Annotated in this window: 19 protein-coding genes; 8 read left to right on the top strand and 11 right to left on the bottom strand. The window is 63.3% G+C overall.

Annotation, left to right across the window (positions count from 1 at the left end):
* The first annotated feature begins 145 nt into the window (after positions 1–145).
* Together B0E42_RS19095 and B0E42_RS19090 are read left to right on the top strand one after the other, a co-directional pair.
* A complete protein-coding gene (locus B0E42_RS19095; protein ID WP_077507047.1) occupies positions 146–1069 on the top strand; it encodes a dihydrodipicolinate synthase family protein in 924 nt (307 codons plus the stop codon).
* 220 nt (positions 1070–1289) lie between these two features.
* On the top strand, positions 1290–1844 hold the full coding sequence (locus B0E42_RS19090; protein ID WP_077507046.1) for a DinB family protein: 555 nt from the start codon (positions 1290–1292) through the stop codon (positions 1842–1844).
* A 72-nt stretch (positions 1845–1916) separates the two neighbouring features.
* Here B0E42_RS19090 and B0E42_RS19085 read toward each other — a convergent pair whose 3' ends face one another.
* The 5 genes from B0E42_RS19085 to B0E42_RS19065 all read right to left on the bottom strand — a co-directional run bounded on the left by B0E42_RS19085 (position 1917) and on the right by B0E42_RS19065 (position 7285).
* The gene (locus tag B0E42_RS19085; protein ID WP_256578322.1) at positions 1917–2981 is read right to left on the bottom strand and encodes a 2,3-butanediol dehydrogenase; all 1065 of its coding nucleotides are present in this window, start codon (positions 2979–2981) and stop codon (positions 1917–1919) included.
* Positions 2982–3065: 84 nt separating this feature from the next.
* Positions 3066–4178, bottom strand: coding sequence for an acetoin dehydrogenase dihydrolipoyllysine-residue acetyltransferase subunit (locus tag B0E42_RS19080; protein WP_077507044.1), 1113 nt, complete (start codon positions 4176–4178; stop codon positions 3066–3068).
* Positions 4178–5194: an alpha-ketoacid dehydrogenase subunit beta gene (locus B0E42_RS19075; RefSeq protein WP_014339122.1), complete on the bottom strand. Its 1017-nt coding sequence runs from the start codon at positions 5192–5194 to the stop codon at positions 4178–4180. The genes B0E42_RS19080 and B0E42_RS19075 overlap by 1 nt, the downstream gene beginning before the upstream one ends.
* Before the next feature lie 37 nt (positions 5195–5231).
* Positions 5232–6209 carry a thiamine pyrophosphate-dependent dehydrogenase E1 component subunit alpha gene (locus B0E42_RS19070; protein WP_003202577.1) on the bottom strand — a complete coding sequence of 326 codons (978 nt, stop codon included), beginning with the start codon at positions 6207–6209 and terminating at the stop codon, positions 5232–5234.
* Positions 6210–6211: 2 nt separating this feature from the next.
* Positions 6212–7285: an ATP-NAD kinase family protein gene (locus tag B0E42_RS19065; RefSeq protein ID WP_077507043.1), complete on the bottom strand. Its 1074-nt coding sequence runs from the start codon at positions 7283–7285 to the stop codon at positions 6212–6214.
* Between the two features lie 342 nt (positions 7286–7627).
* Here B0E42_RS19065 and B0E42_RS19060 point away from each other — a divergent pair, with 342 nt between their 5' ends.
* Positions 7628–9493 carry a sigma-54-dependent Fis family transcriptional regulator gene (locus B0E42_RS19060; RefSeq protein ID WP_077507042.1) on the top strand — a complete coding sequence of 622 codons (1866 nt, stop codon included), beginning with the start codon at positions 7628–7630 and terminating at the stop codon, positions 9491–9493.
* 4 nt (positions 9494–9497) lie between these two features.
* On the opposite strand, the gene B0E42_RS19055 is transcribed toward B0E42_RS19060, so the two are convergent.
* From B0E42_RS19055 to B0E42_RS19045, 3 genes are all read right to left on the bottom strand, one after another.
* A complete protein-coding gene (locus B0E42_RS19055) occupies positions 9498–9827 on the bottom strand; it encodes a hypothetical protein (protein WP_077507050.1) in 330 nt (109 codons plus the stop codon).
* A gap of 360 nt (positions 9828–10187) precedes the next feature.
* Positions 10188–11408 carry a cytochrome c biogenesis protein DipZ gene (locus B0E42_RS19050; RefSeq protein ID WP_077507041.1) on the bottom strand — a complete coding sequence of 407 codons (1221 nt, stop codon included), beginning with the start codon at positions 11406–11408 and terminating at the stop codon, positions 10188–10190.
* A gap of 169 nt (positions 11409–11577) precedes the next feature.
* The gene (locus B0E42_RS19045) at positions 11578–11841 is read right to left on the bottom strand and encodes a DUF2790 domain-containing protein (RefSeq protein WP_077507040.1); all 264 of its coding nucleotides are present in this window, start codon (positions 11839–11841) and stop codon (positions 11578–11580) included.
* 223 nt (positions 11842–12064) lie between these two features.
* Here B0E42_RS19045 and B0E42_RS19040 point away from each other — a divergent pair, with 223 nt between their 5' ends.
* The 5 genes from B0E42_RS19040 to B0E42_RS19020 all read left to right on the top strand — a co-directional run bounded on the left by B0E42_RS19040 (position 12065) and on the right by B0E42_RS19020 (position 15947).
* Complete coding sequence (locus tag B0E42_RS19040) at positions 12065–12805, top strand: response regulator (protein ID WP_003202589.1); 741 nt, start codon at positions 12065–12067, stop codon at positions 12803–12805.
* Positions 12802–14112, top strand: a complete 1311-nt coding sequence (locus B0E42_RS19035; RefSeq protein ID WP_077507039.1) for an ATP-binding protein — start codon at positions 12802–12804, stop codon at positions 14110–14112. The genes B0E42_RS19040 and B0E42_RS19035 overlap by 4 nt, the downstream gene beginning before the upstream one ends.
* A 159-nt stretch (positions 14113–14271) precedes the next feature.
* The gene (locus tag B0E42_RS31170; protein ID WP_168188528.1) at positions 14272–14472 is read left to right on the top strand and encodes a nucleoid-structuring protein H-NS; all 201 of its coding nucleotides are present in this window, start codon (positions 14272–14274) and stop codon (positions 14470–14472) included.
* Between the two features lie 315 nt (positions 14473–14787).
* Entirely contained in the window at positions 14788–15423 is a 636-nt protein-coding gene (locus tag B0E42_RS19025; protein ID WP_077507037.1) for a ferric reductase-like transmembrane domain-containing protein, read from the top strand.
* Between the two features lie 17 nt (positions 15424–15440).
* Positions 15441–15947: a DoxX family protein gene (locus B0E42_RS19020; RefSeq protein ID WP_077507036.1), complete on the top strand. Its 507-nt coding sequence runs from the start codon at positions 15441–15443 to the stop codon at positions 15945–15947.
* 155 nt (positions 15948–16102) lie between these two features.
* Here B0E42_RS19020 and B0E42_RS19015 read toward each other — a convergent pair whose 3' ends face one another.
* From B0E42_RS19015 to B0E42_RS19005, 3 genes are all read right to left on the bottom strand, one after another.
* Complete coding sequence (locus B0E42_RS19015; protein WP_077507035.1) at positions 16103–16852, bottom strand: DUF2063 domain-containing protein; 750 nt, start codon at positions 16850–16852, stop codon at positions 16103–16105.
* On the bottom strand, positions 16845–17690 hold the full coding sequence (locus B0E42_RS19010; RefSeq protein ID WP_077507034.1) for a DUF692 domain-containing protein: 846 nt from the start codon (positions 17688–17690) through the stop codon (positions 16845–16847). Before B0E42_RS19010 ends, B0E42_RS19015 begins: the two co-directional genes overlap by 8 nt.
* A gap of 279 nt (positions 17691–17969) precedes the next feature.
* A complete protein-coding gene (locus tag B0E42_RS19005; RefSeq protein WP_053179412.1) occupies positions 17970–18356 on the bottom strand; it encodes an EF-hand domain-containing protein in 387 nt (128 codons plus the stop codon).
* Between the last annotated feature and the right edge of the window lie 136 nt (positions 18357–18492).

The following is an 18492-nucleotide window of genomic DNA, read 5'->3' as shown; positions in this document are numbered from 1 at the left end:
GATCTTTCCCCAGACACTTGAATCTCAAGCGAAAGATCAAAAGATCGCAGCCTCGTTGCACTCGACAGCTCCTACACAGCTCCTACAGGCCCAGCGGGAGCAAGCTCCCTCGCCACAAAAGCACTATCAAAAACGGAGACAACCCATGAGCAAACGCATCAACTGGAGCGGCGTCTTCCCTGCCGTCACCACCCAATTCAACGATGACTTTTCCATCAATCTGGAAAAAACCCACCAAGTGATTTCCAACGTCATCCGTGATGGCGTTTCCGGCCTGGTGGTCTGCGGGTCGGTGGGGGAAAACACTTCCTTGAGCGCCGAGGAAAAAATCGCCGTGACCGAAGTCGCGGTAGACGCCTCCCGTGGCCGCGTGCCGGTGATCTGCGGCGTGGCCGAATTCACCAGCGTGCAAGCCGCCAAGGTTGCCAACGCAGTGCGCAAGGTCGGCGTCGACGGAGTGATGCTGATGCCGGCGCTGGTCTACGGTTCCAAGCCCTTCGAGACCGCCGAGCATTTCCGCTACGTGGCCCGCCACGCCGACGTGCCGCTGATGGTCTACAACAACCCGCCGATCTACAAGAATGACGTGACGCCGGACATCCTGATTTCCCTGGCCGATTGCGACAACGTGGTGTGTTTCAAGGACTCCTCCGGCGACACCCGGCGCTTTATCGACGTGCGCAACGAAGTCGGTGACCGTTTTGTGCTGTTTGCAGGCCTCGATGACGTGGTGTTGGAAAGCCTCGCCGTGGGCGCCGAAGGCTGGGTCTCGGGCATGTCCAACGTGTTCCCAAAAGAAGGCGAGACCATTTTCCGCCTGGCCCGCGCCGGACGCTTCGCCGAAGCAATGCCGATCTATGAATGGCTGATGCCGATCCTGCACCTGGACGCCCGCGCCGACCTGGTGCAATGCATCAAGCTGTGCGAAGCCATCGCCGGCCGCGGCAGCGCCCTCACCCGCCCACCGCGCCTGGCCCTGCCGGAAGCGGACCGGGTGTATGTGGAGCAGATCATGGCCAAGGCCATGGCCATGGCCAATCGGCCAGTGTTGCCGGATGTGGGGCTTTGACCCAAGGGCATGGCGCTAACTGGCGGTGATGGTGCCGCCGCTATCGCGAGCAAGCTCGCTCCCACAGGGATTTGTGGTGAATACACAACAGTGAGCCCATGCGACTCAACCTGTGGGAGCGAGCTTGCTCGCGATAGCGGTCTGCCTGAGCCGGCTATGCTGGATGTGCCGACTAAATCGCGAGCAAGCTCGCTCCCACAAAGTCTTGACGAGGCTTCCCATGAATTATTTCCTGGCCCAGGCCCTGAACAACCGATGGGCCAACCACAGGCTGCTCAGCGCCTGCGCGCAGTTAAGCGAGGCCGAATACGAAGCGCCGCGCACGGGGTTCTTCCCGTCCATGCAAGCCACGCTTTGCCACATCCTGGAAGTTGACCGCTATTACCTCACCGCCCTGGAAGGCGACCGCGATGGGCAGATAAAAGACTTCTCCGAGACCCTGGCCTTTGCCCAACTGAAGCAAAGCCAAACCCGGACCGACCAGCGGCTGGTGGCGTTCTGCGAAACCCTGCGGGAGAAAGACCTCGCCCGCTCCGTGGAGCTGGTGCGTGTCGACGGTGTGGTGCGCGAGCGCATCGACCGGCTGCTGTTGCACCTGTTCGAACATCAGATCCATCACCGCGGCCAGGTGCATTCGATGCTCAGTGGCACCGGCATCAAGCCACCGCAGCTCGATGAGTTCTTCCTCGACTGCGACCGTACGTTTCGGCAAGAAGAAGAGCAGCAACTGCAACTCAACGAAAGGACCGTCTGGCAAGACTATCGTCCGGACTGAACGTCGCCCCTGGCCTCAAAAAAATGCGATGGCCGCTGCCGGCCATCGCCAAATCGCCCACGTCAGGCGCTCTCAGATCCGTGCGGGAGACACGATGATTTTCACGTTGTGCTCCTTGTTATTGACCAATTCCTCGAAGCCCTGGCCGACAATCTGCTCCAGCTGGATGCGACCAGTGACCAGTGGGGAGATGTCCAGGCGTCCATCGGCGATGAAGGCAATCACATCGGCGAATTCACCGTTGTAGGCCAGCGCACCGAGTACCTGTTTTTCGGTTGAAACCAGTTCGAAGAAATTGAATTGGCTGGGTTCCTCGAAAATGCCCACCAACACACACTTGCCGGCCTTGCGAATCAGGTCGATGGCCAGTTTGGCGGTGTGCTTGTTGCCGATGCATTCGAAACTGACATCGGCCCCCAGGCCAGCGGTCAGGCGGCGGACTTCGGCCAGGGCGTCGCATTCGTTCGGATCGATCACATGGTTGGCCCCGACTTCCAGGGCCTTGGCCTTGCGCGCGCCGGACATTTCCAGGGCGATCACCTGGGCCGCACCGGCGGCCTTGGCGCACATGATGGTGCACAGGCCGATGGTCCCGGCACCGACCACCACCACGTTCTGGCCCAGCAGGCTCCCGGCTTTTTTCACCGCATGCATGCCCACCGCCAACGGCTCGATCAGCGCACCGGCCTCGGCCGGGAAATCGGCGGGCAGTTTGTAGAGCAGGTTGGCTGGCACGTTGACCAGTTCGGCGAACGCACCGTTGTTCATCAGCCCGGTGAAGGCCAGGTTCTCGCAAATGTTGTAGAGCCCGTGGGTGCAGTAATAGCAGGTGCCGCAGTGCTGGCAGGCGTCCGCCGCCACTGGTTCACCGACACTGAAGCCTTCGACACCAGCGCCCAGTTCGACGATCTCGCCGCAGAACTCATGGCCGAGGATGCACTGGCCCTTGATCCCGGTCAGCGGGTGCGGCGCGTCCACTGGAATGAACACCGGCCCGGCCACGTATTCATGCAGGTCGGAGCCGCAGATGCCGCACCATTGCACGCGAATCTGCACCCAACCGGCGGGCGGCGAAACCGGCAGTGGCACGTCTTCGACGCGGATGTCGTTGCGGCCATGCCAGACGGCGGCGCGCATGCTGCGGGTCGGCTTGATTGAAACGTTCATAGCGTTGCCTCCAGAATTTTGTAGGGACGACGACGCATGTCGCCGCCCGCTTGATCAGTGCTGCTCGACGAAGCCGAGGATCAGCCGGTTGACCTGCTCGGCCGCTTCCATTTGCACCATGTGGCCCTGGCCGGACAGCACCTCGACCTGGGCACTTAGCCCCTCGCTATGGACCGCCGGGATGATTGCGTCATCGCTGCCCCAGATCACCAGGCTCGGTACGTCGCCGGCCTGCACCACTTCGCGCAAATCCACCTGTTGGCGGCCGTCGGCGAACAGCGTCGCTGACAGTTGCTGCAGCGCCGCGTCCACGCCCTCCAGGCGCTTGTACTTGAGCATGTCGTCAAGCATCTGGCGGTTGACCAGCTCGGCATTGGAAAACAGTTGCACCAGTTGCGGCTTGAGGGCGTTGCGGTTGGCCGCTTCGACAAAACCTTGCAGGTAGCTGCCGTTGATCTGCGCGCCAAGCCCGGCGCTGCCGATCAAGGTCAGCGACCGGACTCGCCGGGGCATCAGGCGTGCGGCATTCAGCGACACCGCCCCACCCATGGAATGCCCCACCAGATGCACAGCGTTGATGTCCAGGTGATCGAGCAAGGCCAGCACCACGCTGCTCAGTTCGTCCAGGTCGCCGCGTTGCAGGGTTTTCGAAGATTCGCCGTGGCCCGGCAGATCCAGCGCAATGACCCGACGCCCGGCCGCCAACGCCTCATGGTTGAACAACCAGTTGTTCAGGTCGCCGCCGAAACCGTGCACCAGCAACAGCGGCGTGCCGCCCTCGCCTCGCTCGAAATAGCGGATCACCCGGCCGTCCAACTCGACTTTCTGCGGTTTCGGCCCACTGTCTTCGTCGGCCGCATCACCGGGGACAAAGGTCGATAGGAACTGTTCGATGACCGCATCGATCTCGGCATCGCTGGCTTCGCCCTCGACCACGATGCCGAGCAAGGCGCCGACCGCCAGGGTTTCGTCCTGCCGGGCAATCTGCCGGCGCAAGATGCCGGAAAACGGTGCTTCGACGCTGCTGGAGATCTTGTCCGTCTCCACGTCCATCACTTCATCGCCCTTGGTGATGGCCTGGCCCTCCTCCTTGAGCCAGGCATCGACCCGGCCCTCGGTCATCGACAGGCCCCACTTGGGCATGGTCAGGGTATGAATCTGGCTCATCAGCGCTTGCTCCACTCGATCACGTTGAGCACGGCTTGTTCGATCTTCGCCGCGTCAGGGATGTACAGGTCTTCCAGCGAGTCGGAGAACGGCACCGGGGTGTGCGGCGCGGTGACCATTTCAATCGGCGCCTTGAGCGCGCCAAAGGCTTTTTGCGCCACCAGCGCCGAAATATCGGTGGCCATGGAACAGCGTGGGTTGGCCTCGTCGATCACCACCAGGCGCCCGGTCTTCTCGACACTTTCCAGGATGCTGTCCTCGTCCAGCGGGCTGGTGGTGCGCAGATCGATGACTTCGCAGTCGATGCCACGCCCGGCCAGGCTGCGCGCCGCGTCCATGGCGGTGTTGACGGTGCGCCCGTAGGACACGAGGGTCACGTCCTTGCCGTCGCGCAGGAAATTGGCCTCGCCAAAGGGAATGGTGTAGAGCTCTTCCGGCACCTCGCCCTGCATGCTGTAGAGCAACTTGTGCTCGCAGAAGATCACCGGGTCGTTGTCGCGGATCGCCTGGATCAGCAGGCCCTTGGCGTCGTAAGGCGACGATGGGCACACCACTTTCAGTCCCGGAATGTGCGTCCACAACGATGTGAGCATCTGCGAATGCTGGGCGGCGGCGCGCAGGCCGGCGCCGACCATGGTGCGGATCACCAGGGGCGTGGAGGCCTTGCCGCCGAACATGTAGCGAAACTTCGCCGCCTGGTTGAGGATCTGGTCCAGGCAACAGCCGGCAAAGTCGACGAACATCAGTTCGCACACCGGGCGCACGCCGCAAGTGGCGGCCCCGACCGCCGCGCCGACGTAACCGATTTCCGACAGCGGCGTGTCCAGCACGCGTCCGGGGAACTGGTCGTAAAGCCCCTTGGTAACGCCGAGCACACCGCCCCAGGCGTCGTTTTCACCGGGTGCGCCGGCACCACCGGCCACGTCCTCACCCATGATGAAGACGCTGGAGTCGCGGCGCATTTCCTGGGCCAGGGCCTCGTTGATTGCCTGCTGATAGCTGATTTTTCTCGCCATGATGGGATTCTCTATTTGTTGTTATTCAGGAGGGCGTTCAGGGATAGCTGACGTAGACGTCGGTCAGCAGGTCCGCCGCGGTGGGCTTGGGATCGGATTTGGCCTTGTTCACGGCGTTTTCAATCAACATGTCCACTTCCTTGTCGATCTGGTCCAACTGCTCGACGGTGAGCAATCCGGCTCGGGTGGTGCGCTCGCGGAACTGCATCAGGCAATCCTGGTTCTCGCGAAAATGCTTGACCTCGTCGGGCGCCCGATAGGTTTGGGCGTCGCCCTCGAAGTGGCCGTAGTAGCGGGTCAGCTTGACCTCGATCAGCGACGGCCCTTCCCCGGCACGGGCGCGCTCGACGGCGGCCCCGGCGGCCTCATGCACGGCAAAGAAGTCAAAGCCATCCACCGTCACCCCGGGCATGCCGAACCCGGCCGCACGGTCGGCGATGTGATCGCAGGCCACCGACCAATTGGAGGCGGTGGCTTCGGCGTAGCCATTGTTTTCGGCGATGAACAGGCACGGCAGGTTCCACACCGAGGCCATGTTCATGGCTTCGAACACCGCGCCCTCGTTGGAGCCGCCGTCGCCGAAAAACACCACGGCGACACTGTCGGTGCCCTTGAGCCGGGCCGCCAGCGCGGCGCCGACCACCAGCGGCGCGCCGGCACCGACGATGCCATTGGCACCGAGCATGCCCTTCTCGAAATCGGCGATATGCATCGAACCGCCCTTGCCTTGGCAGACGCCGGTTTTCTTGCCATAGATCTCGGCCATCATCCCGTAGACATCCACGCCCTTGGCGATGCAATGGCCGTGACCACGGTGGTTGGACGCGATGCAATCGTCATCGCCCAGATGGGCCATGACGCCGGCGGCCGAGGCTTCTTCGCCGGCATACAGGTGGACGAAACCGGGAATCTCGCCGGTAGCGAATTCCACGTGCAGGCGCTCTTCGAAGGCGCGGATGGTGCGCATCACCTGGTAGGCGTGCAGCAGTTGATCGTGGGTGAGCGGTGTCGACATTTTTATTCTCCTGGGGTGTCTTCTTGAAGATTCAGAGGGTGTTGCGGGTGTTCGCGGCCGATGGCCAGCAAACGGTGTTGCGCGGCGTAGGCCAGCACCGCGTTGACGTCGATGCTCAGCGGGCCGCCGGCATCGAGGGTGACCGTGGGTCGGTCCTGCGCGTTGAATTCGATTTCCCGCTCGCCATCCAGGGCCAGGGTGCCGCTGGAGAGCGATAGACCGTGGGCGATGCCCGGTTCCAGGGGCCCGGCAGCGAACACGCCACAGCCTTGCAGCAGCCCTGGCGCGAGCGGCACCAGCAGCGCTTCGGGGGATTGCGGGTCCAGGCGCATCCAGGCGCCACCCGGTGCCTGGCGCGACACCGGAAACCACAAGCCGCACAGCGCCGACAGGCCAATGGATTGCGGTTCGGCGAAGGTCACGAAGACTTCGGCCAGGTCCTGTGCGCGACTGATCGCCCGGGCGCCGACAAACCGCAGCGGTGACACGGCGACATCCACCAGGGCGACTTCGCGCAAGCCACGTCCGGCATCACAGACCAACAAGCGTTTGTTGCGGCGCAAGCCGATCGAGTCCGGGATCCGGCCACTGGCGTACAACCCGCCGGCCAAGCCGGCACTGGTGGCCTCGCGCAGTTCGGGAAAGGCGTTGTTGGTGCCGGTGGACAGGGTCAGCAACGGGATGTCCCCGACTTCGGCGGCCACTGCTTTGTGGGTGCCGTCGCCACCAAGCACGGCGATCAGCGCCACCTCGCGCTCGGCCATCAGGCGTGCGGCGCGGCGGGTGTCTTCGACGGTCTGGCGCAGGGTCAGGTCGAGAAACTCCAGGGCCGGCCAGTGGCTGCTGCGGGCTTGCCGGCTGTGGCTGTTCTTCAGCACGGCGGCGGCCATGCCAATCATGTCGGTGGGCATCAACACCTGTTCGATGCCGGTGGCGCCGAAAGCGGCCAGCAGGCGCTGGATCACCGAGACCTTGTCAGTGCTGGAAAACAGCCCGGCATTGGCGGTCAGGCGCCGCACGTCACGGCCCGATGCGGGGTTGGCGATGATGCCCACGGTCAACGGCCGGCGACTCATGACGCCACCGTGGAGGGGGCAGGCACACGGCCTGGGCAGGAAACCATAGACACCTCGTTGTTATTCTTGGATGACCCGTCGAGCGGGCTCCAGAGGTAGAGCAAGGGCGGTGCCAGTTGTGAAAAAAACCTGCTCAAAGCCCGGGCCAGAGCGGCCCCCATGGGATTTTCGATGAAGCGAACCGAGCCCCGGTGAGACGCCCCATGTCAGCCTGCACGAGGTTGCGGCGAGACGCTGAGACGTGGCGTCTCACACCGCCCGCAGAACCCGTCGAGCTTGTCTGCACCCGGCGAACGGCGCTTAATGTGCGCACAACGATAAGAAGCTGAATCGGAGGCCCCTATGCTTTCCGCTCACTCCCGGGCGCACGTGGATTGCGTCAGCCGCGTGGTGAAAAACGCGAACCAATTGCCACAACTGCCCGTCCCGGACCTGATCCTCGACTCCTGGCGCCGGTCCATGGAGCAACATCACCTGGACCCCGGTTCGCTGCAGGGCCCGCGCATCCTGTCCCAGGACGTGCTCAAGCAATGCCGTGAGCGCTCCGAGCTGTTCCTCAATATCGCCAGCGAAGAAGTGGCTCGCCTCCATGGCCGGGTCCGCGATGCCGACTACTGCGTGCTACTGACCGATGCCCAGGGCCAGACCATCGACTATCGGGTGGAAACCACGATCCGCAATGACTGCCGCAAGGCCGGGCTGTACCTGGGCACCTGTTGGTCGGAGGGCGAGGAAGGCACCTGCGGCGTGGCGGCGGTGCTCACGGCCAAGGCCCCGGTGACGGTGCACAAGCGCGACCATTTCCGGGCGGCGTTCATTGGCCTGACCTGCTCCGCCGCACCGGTCTTCGACCCCCAGGGCGAATTGCTCGGGGTGCTGGACGTCTCGGCGGTGCGCTCGCCGGATGATCGGCGCTCGCAGCACCTGATCCGGCAAATGGTGGTGCAGAGCGCCCGGGAGATCGAACAGGCGTTTTTCATGAGCAGCGCCCAGGGTTACTGGGTGCTGCGGGCCCATCGCAACGCCGGCTACGTCGACAGCCAGCCGGACTTCCTGTTCGCCTGGGACGACGACGGTTGCCTGCAAGCCTTGAACCCGGCCGCCCGCCAGTACCTGCTGCAACATTACGGGCAGTTGCCGCAACACATCAGCCAGGTGTTCGACCAGCAGTTGCTGCACCGTGCCCGGGACGAAAGCCTCTGCTCGCTCGACCACGCCATGCACGGGCGCTTGAGCGCGCCACGCCAGCGGGCCAGTTCACGTTCGCGGGTGGCGATGACCCCGTTGGAAATCGATCCACGCCTGGCCGACAGCCTGCGCCTGGCGGTGCGGGTGAAAGATCGCAACCTGCCGGTGCTGATCCAGGGCGAAACCGGTTCCGGCAAGGAAGTGTTCGCCCGTCAGTTGCACCAGGCCAGCCAGCGCCGTGATCGCCCTTTCGTGGCGTTGAACTGCGCCGCTATTCCCGAAAGCCTGATCGAAAGCGAATTGTTCGGCTACGTCGCCGGCGCCTTCACCGGTGCCTCGGCCAAAGGCATGCAGGGTCTGTTGCAACAGGCCGATGGCGGCACCTTGTTCCTGGATGAAATCGGCGACATGCCGCTGGCCTTGCAGACCCGCCTGCTACGCGTATTGGCCGAGGGTGAAGTGGCGCCACTGGGCGGGTCCCGCCGCAAGGCCGTCGACATCCAGGTGATCTGCGCCACCCACCGCGACCTGGAGACCCTGGTAGCCGCCGGCGAGTTTCGCGAGGATTTGTATTTCCGCCTGGGTGGCGCGCGCTTCCAGCTGCCACCGTTGCGCGAGCGCAGCGACCGGCTGGCGTTGATCAATCGAATTCTTGCCGAGGAGTCGGCGCTGTGCGGGGCAACAGTGCAATTGAGCGGCGCGGCCCTGGAATGCCTGCTCGGTTATCACTGGCCGGGCAATGTGCGCCAGTTGCGCCATGTGCTGCGTTATGCGTGCGCGGTGTGCGAAGCCAGCGTGGTCCAGCTCAGCCATCTGCCCGAGTCAATGCACCACACGGACGCCGCCGATCACGGGCCGGAACCGAGCGCCAGCCCGGAACGCCAGGCACTGCTCGATGCCTTGGTGCGCCATCGCTGGAAACCCACCGCCGCCGCCCGGGCCCTGGGCATTTCCCGGGCAACCCTGTATCGACGGGTAAACCTGCATGGCATCGAAATGCCGGGCCGCAGCCCGGCCTGAGGGCCTAGCGTCGCGCCAGTTCGTGACGGACACATTGTTCGTAGTAAGTCTGCTTGACCGCGACCGGCTTGAGGCGCGAAGCGCTGTTGTAGGTCTGCTCGGTAATGCCCAGGGCGGTCATGCGCATCCAGGGCCGGGGAAACTTGCGCACTTGCAGCTTCTTGCGCGCGCCGTACAGGCTGACGCCGGAAAGCTTCGACGCCTGCGCCCCTGCCGCGATATCCGACCCCCAGCGGCACACCGACTGCTGGTTTTGCGTCAGCACCCTGGCCTGGGCCTCAAGCGAAACGGCGGCCAGGAGAAATGTCGCCACGACCCACATAGAAATACGCATAGGTTTGTCGCCCAACTTTCTGAAAGGAAAGAAGTTTGACCTTATGTAACTGAGCAAGGGGCCAGCATTTGCATGCCATTCTCGAATCCGCATGCAACCCTGTGGCGAGGGAGCTTGCTCCCGCTGGGCTCTGTAGGAGCTGGCGAAGCCTGCGATCTTTTGATCTTTCGCTTGAGACTCAAGTGTCAGGGGAAAGATCGCAGCCTCGCTCCGCTCGACAGCTCCTACAGGCCCAGCGGGAGCAAGCTCCCTCGCCACGGGGACGGCTTGCCTTCGCCATCTGCGACATTCGTTCGCAAGTGGCGCGTCGAACTAGAAACAGATTGATAATATAACTACAAAATATTGAAATTAAACGGTTTAGCTATCAATCTGGCTAGCCTTCGCCTCCTGCAGCAGTTGCTGGATCACCTGCTCCTGCTCGCCATAGCGTCCTTCGCCAAAATGGCTATAGCGCACCTGCCCCTTGGCATCGATGAAATAATGGGCCGGCCAATACTGATTGTTGAAGGCGCGCCAGATCGCATACTGATTGTCGATCGCCACCGGGTAGTGGATGTCCAGCTTGCGCACCTGCTCGCGGACGTTGTCGATGATTTTCTCGTAGCCGTACTCCGGGGTGTGGACACCGATCACTACCAAGCCGTCCTTTTCATACTTCTTCGCCCAACCGTTCACATAGGGCAAGGTGTGCTGGCAGTTGATGCAGTCGTAGGTCCAGAAGTCCACCAGCACCACCTTGCCCTTGAGTGATTCGCTGCTCAGCGGCGGCGAGTTCAGCCATTGCACCGCGCCGTCCAGCGCAGGCATGGCGCCCTGGGATTCGAGGGCCGGCATGGAACTTGCGCCAGCCTTGCTCACCACATAGTCGATGGCCTTGGGCACGTTCTGCAGCAGGCTTTTTTCCAAGCTGGCCGATTGTTGGGAGGAAGTCGCCGCCAACAAGCGGTCATCCGCCCCGGTGCCAATCGCCACGGCCGCCAGCAACACCGCCACCCCTGTTCCCCGGCGCAGCCAGGTGGTGATCGGCAGCGAGAGTTTCAGGCGTCCGACCAGTCCGCGCCCGGCCAGGATCAGCGTCCCCAGGGACAAGGCACTGCCCAGGCCGTAGGCGAGCAACAGCAGGCTGGTTTGTGTGCTGGCGCCTTGCAGCATGGCCCCGGTCAGGATCACCCCGAGTATCGGTCCGGCGCACGGCGCCCAGAGCAACCCGGTGGCGACCCCGATCAGCACTGAAGCCACAGGCCCGGCCATCCGCCCGGCGCCGGCGTCCAGGCGATTACCCAGGCTGACCAGCGGCCGCGCCAACCAGGTGCCGACCCGACTGAAGATCAGCGACAAGGCAAACACCACCATCACCACCAAGGCGACTTGCCGGCCGACGCTGCTGGCACGCAGCACCCACTCGCTGCTGACCACCGCCAGGCTGGAGACCAGGGCAAACGTCAGCACCATGCCGCCAAGGGTCAGCAGCACCGAGCCACGGGAGCGATCGGCCCGGGCAAACAGAAACGGCACCACCGGAAGAATGCAGGGGCTTAGGATCGTCAGGATCCCGCCGAGAAAAGCGATCAGAAGCATGGCAACACCTCAAAATAAAAAGCTGACATAGACCCTGTGGCGAGGGAGCTTGCTCCCGCTGGGGCGCGAAGCGGCCCTCTTTATTTTCCTGAAGCATCCAGTTGTCAGGTCGATTTCGGGGGCTGCTTCGCGGCCCAGCGGGAGCAAGCTCCCTCGCCACAAAAGCAGGTCAGTTCTGGTTGCTGCAGTTATCGGAAAACTTGCGATAGTCCAACGCTTGCTTGTGGCCTGCCGAATCCAGGTAGGTCATGTGGGCGTTGACCACGCCGCAGGTCGGCTCGGCGTCTTCGCTAAGGGACAGCACCTTCTGGATGTCCAGGTGGGTGCCGTAGGTGTAGGTTTGCGCCGGCACGTTGCTTTCGGCCCGGGCCGACAGCGTGCAAATGTTCAGTGCGGCGAAAAGGCAGGCGGCGTAGATGGCTTTGCTGTTCATGGCGATTCCTCGATTCAATGGGTTTATCTGCCGAGGCCTGTTGTGTTGCCTCGATGGACGCCATTGAATGCCGCGCAGGTATCGCGCCTGTATCGAGCCAGGTGGCTTTTTGCATCGCTGTGTATCCGTCGCGCGCCAGATACACTGCAATACAAACCGCCGCGAGCCGGGCCGGCCGGCGCCTGTAGACTGCTCGCAACGAAACGCCGAGGAGCTGGACACCATGGATCATGTCGATCATGTGTTGATAGTGGATGACGATCGCGAGATCAGAGAACTGGTTGGCAACTACCTGAAAAAGAACGGCCTGCGCACCACCGTCGTTGCCGATGGCCGGCAAATGCGCGCCTTCCTGGAAACCACCCCGGTGGACCTGATCGTGCTGGACATCATGATGCCCGGCGACGACGGCCTGGTGCTGTGCCGGGAGCTGCGTGCCGGCAAGCACAAGGCCACGCCGGTGCTGATGCTCACCGCGCGCAACGACGAAACCGACCGCATCATCGGCCTGGAAATGGGCGCCGACGATTACCTGGTCAAGCCCTTCGCCGCCCGTGAGCTGCTGGCCCGCATCAATGCCGTGCTGCGCCGCACCCGCATGCTGCCGCCCAACCTGGTGGTCACCGAAAGCGGTCGCCTGCTGGCGTTCGGGCGCTGGCGCCTGGACACCACCGCCCGCCACCTGCTGGACACCGACGGCACCATGGTTGCCTTGAGCGGCGCCGAATATCGTTTGTTGCGGGTATTCCTCGACCATCCGCAACGGGTGCTCAACCGCGACCAGTTGCTTAACCTGACCCAGGGCCGGGACGCCGACCTGTTCGATCGCTCCATCGATTTGCTGGTCAGCCGCCTGCGCCAGCGCCTGCTGGACGACGCGCGGGAGCCGGCCTACATCAAGACCGTGCGCAGCGAAGGCTACGTGTTCTCGCTGCCGGTGGAGATCCTCGAGGCCTCGGTATGAGCCTGTCGTTGCGCTGGCCGCGTACGCTGGCCTCGAGGCTATCGCTGATCTTCCTGATCGGCCTGATCCTGGCCCAGGGGCTGTCCTTCGGCGTCCAGTACTACGAGCGCTACCAAAGCGCCAAGTCGACCATGCTCGGCAACCTGGAAACCGACGTCTCGACCTCCGTCGCCATTCTCGACCGCCTGCCTGCCGCCGAGCGCCAGGCCTGGCTGCCGAAACTCGCCCGGCGCAACTATGGCTATCTGCTCGACGAAGGCCAGGCCGGCCAACCGATGGATCTGGCCGACGCGCCGATCTCGGTCAGTTCGATCCAGGAAGCCATCGGCCAGGCCTATGGCCTGACCTTCAAACAGATTCCCGGGCCGAAAATGCACTATCAGGCGCACCTGCGCCTGGCGGACGGCAACCCGCTGACCATCGACGTACGCCCGGCGATGATGCCCCTCTCCCCCTGGCTGCCGATGGTGTTGCTGGGGCAGTTGGCGCTGTTGATCGGCTGCACCTGGCTGGCCGTGCGCCTCGCCGTCGGCCCGCTGACCCGGCTGGCCCAAGCGGTGGAAACTCTAGACCCGAACGCCCACGGTGTACGCCTGGACGAGAAAGGCCCGACCGAAGTGGTGCATGCCGCCAAAGCGTTCAACGCCATGCAGGACCGCATTGCTGCCTACCTCAAGGAGCGCATGCAGTTGCTGGCGGCGATTTCCCACGACTTGCAGACCCCCATCACGCGCATGAAGCTGCGCGCTGAATTCATGGACGAGGGGATCGAGAAAGACAAGCTGTGGAGCGACTTGAGTGAAATGGAGCACCTGGTGCGTGAAGGCGTGGCCTATGCCCGCAGCATCCACGGCGCCACCGAGGCCAGTTGCCGGATCAGCCTGGATGCGTTCCTCGACAGCCTGGCGTTCGACTACCAGGACACGGGCAAGGACGTGCAATTGACCGGGAAAAACGCCGCGGTCATCGACACCCGTCCCCATGCCCTGCGGCGGGTGCTGGTCAACCTGGTGGACAACGCCCTGAAGTTCGGTGGCGCGGCGCAGATCCATGTGCAGCTCGCCGACAACGGGCAATTGGCGATCCAGGTACTGGACCGCGGCCCCGGGATCAACGAGCAGGAACTGGCCGAGGTGCTCAAGCCGTTTTACCGGGTGGAAAGCTCGCGCAACCGGGAAACCGGCGGCACCGGCCTGGGCTTGGCCATCGCCCAGCAACTGGCGATCGCCATGGGCGGCTCACTGACCCTGAGCAACCGCGACGGCGGCGGCCTGTGTGCCGAGTTGCGCCTGGCATTCGCAAGCTGACACAGCCTCTGTGGGAGCGAGCTTGCTCGCGATGGCGGCCTGACCGTCGGCTAGGATGTTGTTGATTGAGTACACATCCATTGCTGCGGTAACGGCTGCTTAGGGTTCCGCCCTGACGGCGGCTCACTTTTGAACAGCGCAAAAGTAAGCAAAACGCTTTTGCCCCACCACTCGGTGCCTCGCTTAGGCTCGGCATGCCCGAACGAAGGCATTGCTCCGTGGGCCCGCCGCGAAGGGCCATCCATGGCCCAGCGCGGCTATCCCGGCATCCATGCCGGGATGCCCACTCCACAATGCCTGCGTTCGGCCAGCGTGGTTAACGGGGCGCCCGAGATCAACGTCTACCGCGAGGCGGCCTAGTAGCCGACCTGCCTCTCCCGGTCGTACACCCATCAGATCTGTTTGAGCAGGACCTGTGGGAGCAAAGCTTGCTCGCGATAGCGGTGTATCTGCCAGCACCTGTTCAACTGACCTGACGCCATCGCGAGCAAGCTCGCTCCCACAGGGGTTGGATTTGGATGCGGGTTTGTATGCCAGTGTGTCTGCGGATGATCGGCATACACAAACTTGCACAGTCCTGCGTTGCGGACACACCCCGCTTACACCTGTTTGAAAGACTCCCCCCTGTTCCCGGCTGCTGTCACGACCGGGTCTCACCATCCAAGGAGCCTTTACATGCCTATCGCAACTGCATCCCCCTTTCGTTATCAGGGCTGGTCGCTGTTCAGCCTGCTCGCCGCCCTGGTGCTGTTGATGACCGGGTTGATCCTGGTGCTCAACCCAGACCTGACCGAAGGCGTGCGCAGCGCCATTCGCGCCACGGCGCGCTCGTCCTTCATTTTGTTCCTGCTGGCCTTCACCGCCTCGGCATTCGCGGTGCTGGTGCCCTCGCCCCTGAGCCGGTCGCTGGTGCGTGAACGGCGCTTCATCGGGCTGGCCTTTGCGTTTTCCCATCTGGTCCATGCCGTGCTGATCTACAGCTACGGCCAGCTCAATCCCGAGTTCTGGCCCGGCCGCACCACCCTTGGCAACGTGCCAGGTACCGTGGGCTACGTGTTCATCCTGCTGCTGGCGCTGACCTCGTTCAAAAGCACCACGCGCCTGATCGGTTTCAGGGCCTGGAAGCGCCTGCACGTCACCGGCATGTGGGTGCTGGCGGCGATCTTTGCCTATTCCAACTTCAAACGCATCACCATGAGCGCCTGGTATGTGCTGCCCTTCGGCCTGATCTGCGCCGCCACCGCCATCCGCCTGGTGGGCAAGCTGGCCCAGGCCACCCAGCGACGCCAACGGCCGCCACACGCGGCTTGAGCCCAGGGGAATCGATCATGTATTCAAACGCCTTGAAAACGCTGCACCTTCATCTCGATCACGCAGGTGCATGGCTCGCGCCGTTGGGCCTGCGCCTGTTCCTGGCCTGGGAGTTCTTCGAGTCCGGCCTGGAGAAATGGAACGGCGAGAACTGGTTCGCCGAGATCCAGTCCGCCTTCCCGTTCCCCTTCAACCATGTGCCGGCCCAGTGGAACTGGGAACTGGCGATGTGGGCCGAACTGATCGGCGCCATCGCCCTGTTGATCGGCCTGGGTACGCGCCTGTCGGCGCTGGCGCTGATCGTCGTCACCGTGGTGGCGACTGCCGCCGTGCACTGGCCGGCGGATTGGTCAAGCTTGAGCGAACTGGCCCAGGGCTATGGGATTACCAACAAGGGACATGGCAACTTCAAGCTGCCGTTGATCTACCTGGTGGCGTTGCTGCCGTTGCTGTTGCAGGGGGCTGGGAAGTTGAGCGTGGATGCGCTGCTGAAGATCGGTGTACACCAGCGAAACAAGGCCTGACAAAAATCCCTTGTGGGAGCGAGCTTGCTGTGGGAGCAAGGCTTGCCCGCGATACAGACGACTCGGTCAATCAGTCAGACCGAGGGCGACCCATCGCGAGCAAGCTTTGCTCCCACAGCAGGCCCTCACAGGGGTTAGCACTTCAAATGGGCAGATTACTGCTGTACGCCAACAACCCCTTCGTCCTGCATCCGCCGCAGCAGCGCCACCGCGCTGTCCATGAACGCGGATGAATCCACCCCCGCCTCCCGCGCCAACGCCAACAACTGCCCTCGCCCCGCCAACCCGGGATATTCCTCGATACGCTGCAAAAGCCGCCAGGCCAACGGGCTGAGTTCGGAAAAGCGCACAGCAAACCCAGGTGTTCGCCGCACCAGCAGCAGCGTCGGCTGGGCCGGTGGCGTCAAGGGCTGGTGGTTCGGCGCCAGGCGATGCACCGGCCACTGGTACGCCAGCGGCCAGGCCAGGGGCGAGACACGCAGCGACTGGTCGAGCCAGGAGGCCTCGTCAGGTGTCGGCAACGGCTCGGCCTGGGATTGCAGCAGCGCCATCTCGACCCACTCGTAGTGCGCCAGCTCTGCCACGAACGGCGGCCAATCCGGCGACGAGTGAGCAGCGAGGTAACCGACGAATTCCTCGGCGATTTCACCGAACCGGGGGGTGGCACAGCGATGTTCGCGCAGAAAGCGGCGCACGCAGGCACGCCAGTGGTCCTGCCCCAACACGCTCACCAGCACCGGGAAGGTGCCGCTGAGCAACGAGCGCATGTTCTCGAAAATCAGGTCGCGGTACACCTGCGCCCGCACCGCGTCCATGCCGGCCGGGACCGGGCAGTGTTCAGGGTCGCGCAGGTAACGGGTCAGCGCCTGTTGCTGCTGATGCAGTGTCTGCCGGGGCTCAGCCATGGATCACCGCCTGCCGGGTAACGGTTTGGTGTTGCAACTGGCGAATGGTCTGCAATTCGCCCACCAGCGCGGCATAGGGCGGGAAGTTGAAGTCCCGTTCGAGCAAGGTCGGCTGTACGCCAAACCGCGCGTAGGCCTGGGCCAGCAGCGCCCAGACCACCGGCTTGACCGGCGCGCCATGGCTGTCGATTTTCAGCGTGTCGGACTCGTCGTAATGCCCGGCCACATGCATCGCGACCACCCGCCCCGGCTCAAGGCCCGCCAGGAATGCCTGGGGATCGAAGCCGTGATTGATCGAGTTGACGTAGACATTGTTGACGTCCAGCAACAGGTCGCAGTCGGCTTCGCGCAACACCGCCCGGGTGAATTCCAGCTCGCTCAGGTCCTGACGGGGCGCGGCGTAATAGGAGACGTTTTCCACCGCCAGGCGTCGCCCCAGTACATCCTGGGCCTGACGGATCCGCGCTGCCACGTGATGCACTGCTTCCTCGGTAAAGGGCAGCGGCAACAGGTCATACAAATGCCCTTCATCACCGCAGTAGCTCAAGTGTTCGCTGTACAACGGCACGTCGAAACGCTCAAGAAAAGCGCGCACCTGCCCGAGAAACGTCAGGTCCAGCGGCGCCGGCCCACCCAGGGACAATGACAGGCCATGGCACGTCAACGGATAACGTTCGGCCAGCCAATGCAAGGCGGCGCCATGGGCACCGCCGATTCCGATCCAGTTTTCCGGGGCGACTTCGAGAAAGTCGAAATCCCCGGCCGGCGCCTGGCGCAGCTCATCGAGCAAGGCCCGGCGCAGGCCGAGGCCTGCTGAGGGTTGGGGTAGATTCAACATGACACATCTCCTGGGGAAACGAGATGTGGTGAGCCTCATGAGACGATCAATCGCACGATAGAAAGCCGAACACCCGTGGCTGGGTCTGTAGGAGCTGTGTAGGAGCTGTCGAGCGAAGCGAGGCTGCGATCTTTCCCCAGACACTTGAATCTCAAGTGAAAGATCAAAAGATCGCAGCCTCGCTTCGCTCGACAGCTCCTACATAGACCTAACGGGTTCTTTGTTCGATGCCGCATCAGCGGGCTGGCATCAACTCATCAGGCTCGCCACTGGGGCCAATCAGGACTCGATAGCCGCCCCGCACTTGCCTTCGCCACATTTACCTTCCGCGCTCTTGGTCTGGGCCGACAGGTATTGCTTGGCTTCCGGCAACGAGATACCGCCGTCACGGTTGGCGTCGATCTTGTCGAACTCAGCGGCGCGCTCCGGGGCCGCGGCGATGAACTCATCACGCGAGACCTGGCCGTCGTGGTTGGTGTCGGTCTTGGCGAACTTGTCTTCGCCGCACTTGCCTTCGGCGGGTTTCTTCACGGTATCGGCTGCCGCCAGGGTGTAGCCCTGGGCCAAGTCATTCATGGTCAAGGCCGAAGCCGCCGTGGACAGACCCAGGCCGCCGACCAGGGCCAGGCCGAGTGCAAGGGATGAGTTTCGGGAGAAGTTGAGCATGGGGTATTCCTCGAACGATCAATACGCCAGTCACCCGCACCAAGGCTCGGTGCCGGCTGGCTGGCGTAGTTAATCGTCGGTGTGTATCGGGCCTGTGTCGCCGGCCCGGGTCTTCGTCAAGCCGGTGTATCCAGGG

Origin of the sequence: Pseudomonas sp. A25(2017), assembly GCF_002001065.1 — a bacterium.
GTDB classification, from domain to species: domain Bacteria; phylum Pseudomonadota; class Gammaproteobacteria; order Pseudomonadales; family Pseudomonadaceae; genus Aquipseudomonas; species Aquipseudomonas kilonensis.
The sequence above is the reverse complement of the archived record's forward strand: the minus strand, read 5'-3'. Positions and strand labels throughout refer to the sequence as shown.

Excerpts from the sequence above, each read along its gene's own strand:
- B0E42_RS19095 (WP_077507047.1), top strand. The coding sequence starts at position 146 with ATGAGCAAACGCATCAACTGGAGCGGCGTCTTCCCTGCCGTCACCACC.
- B0E42_RS19090 (WP_077507046.1), top strand. The coding sequence starts at position 1,290 with ATGAATTATTTCCTGGCCCAGGCCCTGAACAACCGATGGGCCAACCAC.
- B0E42_RS19085 (WP_256578322.1), bottom strand. The coding sequence starts at position 2,981 with ATGCGCGCCGCCGTCTGGCATGGCCGCAACGACATCCGCGTCGAAGAC.
- B0E42_RS19080 (WP_077507044.1), bottom strand. The coding sequence starts at position 4,178 with ATGAGCCAGATTCATACCCTGACCATGCCCAAGTGGGGCCTGTCGATG.
- B0E42_RS19075 (WP_014339122.1), bottom strand. The coding sequence starts at position 5,194 with ATGGCGAGAAAAATCAGCTATCAGCAGGCAATCAACGAGGCCCTGGCC.
- B0E42_RS19070 (WP_003202577.1), bottom strand. The coding sequence starts at position 6,209 with ATGTCGACACCGCTCACCCACGATCAACTGCTGCACGCCTACCAGGTG.
- B0E42_RS19065 (WP_077507043.1), bottom strand. The coding sequence starts at position 7,285 with ATGAGTCGCCGGCCGTTGACCGTGGGCATCATCGCCAACCCCGCATCG.
- B0E42_RS19060 (WP_077507042.1), top strand. The coding sequence starts at position 7,628 with ATGCTTTCCGCTCACTCCCGGGCGCACGTGGATTGCGTCAGCCGCGTG.
- B0E42_RS19055 (WP_077507050.1), bottom strand. The coding sequence starts at position 9,827 with ATGCGTATTTCTATGTGGGTCGTGGCGACATTTCTCCTGGCCGCCGTT.
- B0E42_RS19050 (WP_077507041.1), bottom strand. The coding sequence starts at position 11,408 with ATGCTTCTGATCGCTTTTCTCGGCGGGATCCTGACGATCCTAAGCCCC.
- B0E42_RS19045 (WP_077507040.1), bottom strand. The coding sequence starts at position 11,841 with ATGAACAGCAAAGCCATCTACGCCGCCTGCCTTTTCGCCGCACTGAAC.
- B0E42_RS19040 (WP_003202589.1), top strand. The coding sequence starts at position 12,065 with ATGGATCATGTCGATCATGTGTTGATAGTGGATGACGATCGCGAGATC.
- B0E42_RS19035 (WP_077507039.1), top strand. The coding sequence starts at position 12,802 with ATGAGCCTGTCGTTGCGCTGGCCGCGTACGCTGGCCTCGAGGCTATCG.
- B0E42_RS19025 (WP_077507037.1), top strand. The coding sequence starts at position 14,788 with ATGCCTATCGCAACTGCATCCCCCTTTCGTTATCAGGGCTGGTCGCTG.
- B0E42_RS19020 (WP_077507036.1), top strand. The coding sequence starts at position 15,441 with ATGTATTCAAACGCCTTGAAAACGCTGCACCTTCATCTCGATCACGCA.
- B0E42_RS19015 (WP_077507035.1), bottom strand. The coding sequence starts at position 16,852 with ATGGCTGAGCCCCGGCAGACACTGCATCAGCAGCAACAGGCGCTGACC.
- B0E42_RS19010 (WP_077507034.1), bottom strand. The coding sequence starts at position 17,690 with ATGTTGAATCTACCCCAACCCTCAGCAGGCCTCGGCCTGCGCCGGGCC.
- B0E42_RS19005 (WP_053179412.1), bottom strand. The coding sequence starts at position 18,356 with ATGCTCAACTTCTCCCGAAACTCATCCCTTGCACTCGGCCTGGCCCTG.